Source organism: Nocardia farcinica, from assembly GCF_029867845.1.
In the GTDB taxonomy this organism is placed as follows: domain Bacteria; phylum Actinomycetota; class Actinomycetes; order Mycobacteriales; family Mycobacteriaceae; genus Nocardia; species Nocardia farcinica_A.
Genome location: NZ_JARWRU010000066.1, coordinates 1 through 4,053, shown reverse-complemented (window position 1 = coordinate 4,053; position 4,053 = coordinate 1). Strand labels below are relative to the sequence as shown.

3 protein-coding genes and 2 pseudogenes are annotated in these 4,053 nt (G+C 72.4%); all 5 read left to right on the top strand.

Annotation, left to right across the window (positions count from 1 at the left end):
* Window positions 1–387 (top strand): annotated as a pseudogene (locus QH283_RS01065) (type III glutamate--ammonia ligase); the annotation flags it as partial.
* 86 nt (window positions 388–473) lie between these two features.
* On the top strand, window positions 474–1,373 hold the full coding sequence (locus QH283_RS01060; RefSeq protein WP_280501146.1) for a class II glutamine amidotransferase: 900 nt from the start codon (window positions 474–476) through the stop codon (window positions 1,371–1,373).
* On the top strand, window positions 1,358–2,059 hold the full coding sequence (locus tag QH283_RS01055) for a protein glxC (protein WP_280501145.1): 702 nt from the start codon (window positions 1,358–1,360) through the stop codon (window positions 2,057–2,059). Before QH283_RS01060 ends, QH283_RS01055 begins: the two co-directional genes overlap by 16 nt.
* A gap of 51 nt (window positions 2,060–2,110) precedes the next feature.
* Window positions 2,111–3,430 carry an FMN-binding glutamate synthase family protein gene (locus QH283_RS01050; protein ID WP_280501144.1) on the top strand — a complete coding sequence of 440 codons (1,320 nt, stop codon included), beginning with the start codon at window positions 2,111–2,113 and terminating at the stop codon, window positions 3,428–3,430.
* A 71-nt stretch (window positions 3,431–3,501) separates the two neighbouring features.
* Window positions 3,502–4,053: pseudogene (locus tag QH283_RS01045) on the top strand (hypothetical protein); the annotation flags it as partial.

Here is a 4,053-nt window from a genome sequence, read left to right as displayed (position 1 = left end):
CCCCCGCGCACCCCCCCCCCCGCCGCCACCCCCCCCCCCCAGACCGTGGGGGCCCCGCACCCCACCGGTGTCGCGCGGCGCGGGGGCGCGGGCCCGCCCAACCCGACCCGGGCCGCCCCCGCGACGGTGGCGGCGGCGCTGGACGGCATCGACCGCGAGCTCGACCCCGGCGATCCCGGCACCGGCGCCGTGCACGGCGACATGCTGCCGATGACGCTGCTGCACGCCATGGACGCCCTCGACGCCGACCCGGTGATCAGCGGCGCGCTCGACGGCGCGGGCCCCGGCGTCAGTTCCTACTTCAGCGGACTCAAGCGCGAGGAGTTCTTCGCCTGGCACAACACGGTCTCCAGCTGGGAGATCGACCGCTACCTGACCGCGTTCTGACCCGGTCACGACCCCCCCTCCTACCCACACGCCCTCACCCTGACAGCCCTACCCAGACGGCCCCTACCCAGAAGAGGAGAGCTCCCATGTGCGGAATAGTCGGCTTGCACCTGCGCGACGAGACGCTGTATCCGCGGCTCGGCGCGCTGCTGACCGGCATGCTCGACCAGATGTGCGACCGCGGGCCCGATTCGGCGGGCATGGCCGTCTACGGCGACCCGAACTGGTCGCCGCCCGGCGAGTCCACCGTCTCGCTGCTCGACGCGGGCGTGCCCGCGGGCGAACTCGCCGCGGGCCTCGGCGATCTGCTCGGCGTGACCGTGACCGGCATCGATCTCGCTCCGACCACCGTGCTGCACGCGCCGATCGACGCCGCCGAGCTGGCCGCCGCCGTGCCCGCCGTGGCGCCGGCGGCCCGCGTCATCGGCTTCGGCGCCGACCTGACGGTGGTCAAGGGCATCGGCGATCCCACCGAGCTGGCGCACCGGTTCGGCCTGCCGCGGGCGCAGGGCTGGCAGGGGGTGGCGCACACCAGGATGGCGACCGAGTCGGCGGTCACCGCCGCCGGCTCGCACCCGTTCTCGGTCGGCCCGGATCAGTGCCTGGTGCACAACGGCTCGTTCTCCAACCACAAGAGCGTCCAGCACGAGTTGCAGCGCGCGGGCGTGGTGTTCGACTCCGACAACGACACCGAGGTCGGTGCGCGGTTCATCGCCGCCCTGCTGGCCCAGGGCATCGACCTGGAGAAGGCGCTGCGGCTGCTCATGGAGCGCTTCGACGGCTTCTACACCCTGCTCGTCGCCAACTCCGAATCCTTCGCCGTGCTGCGCGATCCCATCGCCTGCAAGCCCGCCGTCGTCGCCGAGACCGACCGCTGGGTGGCCATGGCCTCGGAGTATCGCGCGCTGGCCGATCTGCCCGGCGTCGCCGACGCCCACATCTTCGAACCCGAACCGGAAGAGGTCTACCTATGGCACCGGCAGTGACCACCGTGGAAACCACCCGTCTGGATCTGACGCAGACCTCGGTGCGCGAGGTGAACACCCTGCTGCACAGCGCGGACGCGCCCCGGCGGGTGGTGCTCACCGAACCGCGCGGCGCGCACGCGCTGGCCTGTGGTCTCACCGAGGACATCGACGTCACCATCGAGGGCCATGTCGGCTACTACTGCGCGGGCATGAACCAGAACGCCTCGGTCACCGTGCGCGGCAACGCCGGGGTGGGCGTGGCCGAGAACATGATGTCGGGCACCGTGCGGGTCACCGGCGACGCCTCGCAGTCCGCGGGCGCCACCGCGCACGGCGGACTGCTCGTCATCGAGGGCAATGCGGCGGCACGCTGCGGCATCTCGATGAAGGGCGTCGACATCGTGGTGGGCGGCGACATCGGCCACATGAGCGCTTTCATGGGACAGGCGGGCAGGCTGGTCGTGCTCGGCGACGCCGGTGAGGCACTGGGCGATTCGCTCTACGAGGCGCGCATCTACGTGCGCGGCACGGTGGCCTCCCTCGGCGCGGACTGCATCGCCAAGCCGATGCGCGAGGAGCATCTGGCCGAGCTGGCCGAGTTGCTGGCGGCGGCCGGAATGGACGCCGATCCGGCCGATTTCACCCGCTACGGCTCGGCCCGCTCGCTCTACAACTTCCACGTCGACAACGTCAGCGCCTACTGACCCCGCGACCACCCGCCCGGTCCGCCCCCGACCAACGACAGGACTCCTCCGATGACCACAGCTCACGATCCCACGCTCCGCGAGTCGGCCACCTTCCCACGTTCGGTGATCGCCGAGATCCAGCGCGCCGCCGAGACCGGCATCTACGACATCCGCGGCTGGGGCGCCAAGCGGCCGCTGCCGCACTTCGACGACCTGCTGTTCCTCGGCGCCTCGATGTCGCGCTACCCGCTGGAGGGTTACCGGGAGCGTTGTGACACCGATGTGGTCCTCGGCGACCGGCACGCGAAGTTCCCGCTGCACCTGGACATCCCGATCACCATCGCGGGCATGAGCTTCGGCGCGCTGTCCGGCCAGGCCAAGGAGGCGCTCGGCCGCGGCGCCAGCGAGGTCGGCACCTCGACCACCACCGGCGACGGCGGCATGACCCCGGAGGAGCGCGGCCAGTCCAAGCACCTGGTCTACCAGTACCTGCCCTCGCGCTACGGCATGAACCCCGACGACCTGCGCAAGGCTGACGCCATCGAGGTGGTGCTCGGCCAAGGCGCCAAGCCGGGCGGCGGCGGCATGCTGCTCGGCCAGAAGATCACCGAGCGGGTCGCGAAGATGCGCACCCTGCCGCAGGGCGTCGACCAGCGCTCGGCCTGCCGCCACCCGGACTGGACCGGCCCCGACGACCTGGCGATCAAGATCACCGAGCTGCGCGAGATCACCGACTGGGAGAAGCCCGTCTACGTCAAGGTCGGGGCGACCCGCACCTATTACGACGTCAAGCTGGCGGTGAAGGCAGGCGCGGACGTGGTGGTGGTCGACGGCATGCAGGGCGGCACCGCCGCCACCCAGGACGTGTTCATCGAGCACGTCGGCATTCCCACCCTGGCCGCCATCCCGCAGGCCGTGCAGGCGCTGCAGGAGATGGGCATGCACCGCAAGGTGCAGCTGATCGTCTCCGGCGGCATCCGCAGCGGCGCCGATGTGGCCAAGGCCATGGCGCTCGGCGCGGACGCGGTGGCCATCGGCACCGCCGCGCTGATCGCCCTCGGCGACAACAGCCCGCGCTTCGCCGAGCAGTACGCCGCGCTCGGTTCGGCGCCCGGTTTCTACGACGACTTCCAGGACGGCCGCGACCCGGCGGGCATCACCACCCAGGACCCGGAGCTGGCCCGCAATCTCGACCCGGTGGCCGCCGGCCGCAGGCTGGCCAACTACCTGCGGGTGCTGACCATGGAGGCACAGACCCTCGCCAGGGCGTGCGGCAAGTCGCATCTGCGCAATCTGGAGCCGGAGGACCTGGTCGCGCTGACCGTCGAGGCCGCCGCCATGGCGCGGGTGCCGCTGGCCGGTACCACCTGGATTCCCGGACAGTTCTGAGTCCCGTTCCGGGACAGCCGTTCTCACCGTCACGACGAGCGCGACGCCGCGCGAACAGGAGCAGTGCACCGATGACCTTCGACACGATGTGGGAGTCGATCCTCGACGTCGGCCGGGAGGCCGCCACCGGCGGCTACCGCCGTTTCGCCTGGAACGACGCCGACATGACGCTGCGGGAGTGGTTCACCGGGTGCGCGCGCGAGCGCGGCATGGACGTCGAGGAGGACCGCAACGGCAACCTGTGGGCGTGGTGGCTGCCCGAGGGCTGGCAGGGCGAGCCGAGGGACGCCTTCGTCACCGGCTCGCACCTGGACTCGGTGCCCGACGGCGGCGCCTACGACGGCCCGCTCGGCGTGGTGTCGGCCTTCGCCGCCGTCGACATCGTGCGGGCGCGCGGCGTCGCCCCCACCAGGCCGGTCGCGGGGACCCCCGTATGCCGCCCGGGGGGGGGCCGCGGAGGGGGGGGCGGGGGCGGGGGGCCGGCGGGGGCCCGCGCCGGGGGGCGGCGTCACCGGGGGGCGAGGGGCTGCCCACTCGGGGGGGGGGCGGCTCGCCCCCCGCCCCCCCTACCGTGCGCGGGCATGGCACTCACACCCGAGCGATACCGCAAACGGCCAGTCGAG

Excerpts from the sequence above, each read along its gene's own strand:
- QH283_RS01050 (WP_280501144.1), top strand. The coding sequence starts at position 2,111 with ATGACCACAGCTCACGATCCCACGCTCCGCGAGTCGGCCACCTTCCCA.
- QH283_RS01055 (WP_280501145.1), top strand. The coding sequence starts at position 1,358 with ATGGCACCGGCAGTGACCACCGTGGAAACCACCCGTCTGGATCTGACG.
- QH283_RS01060 (WP_280501146.1), top strand. The coding sequence starts at position 474 with ATGTGCGGAATAGTCGGCTTGCACCTGCGCGACGAGACGCTGTATCCG.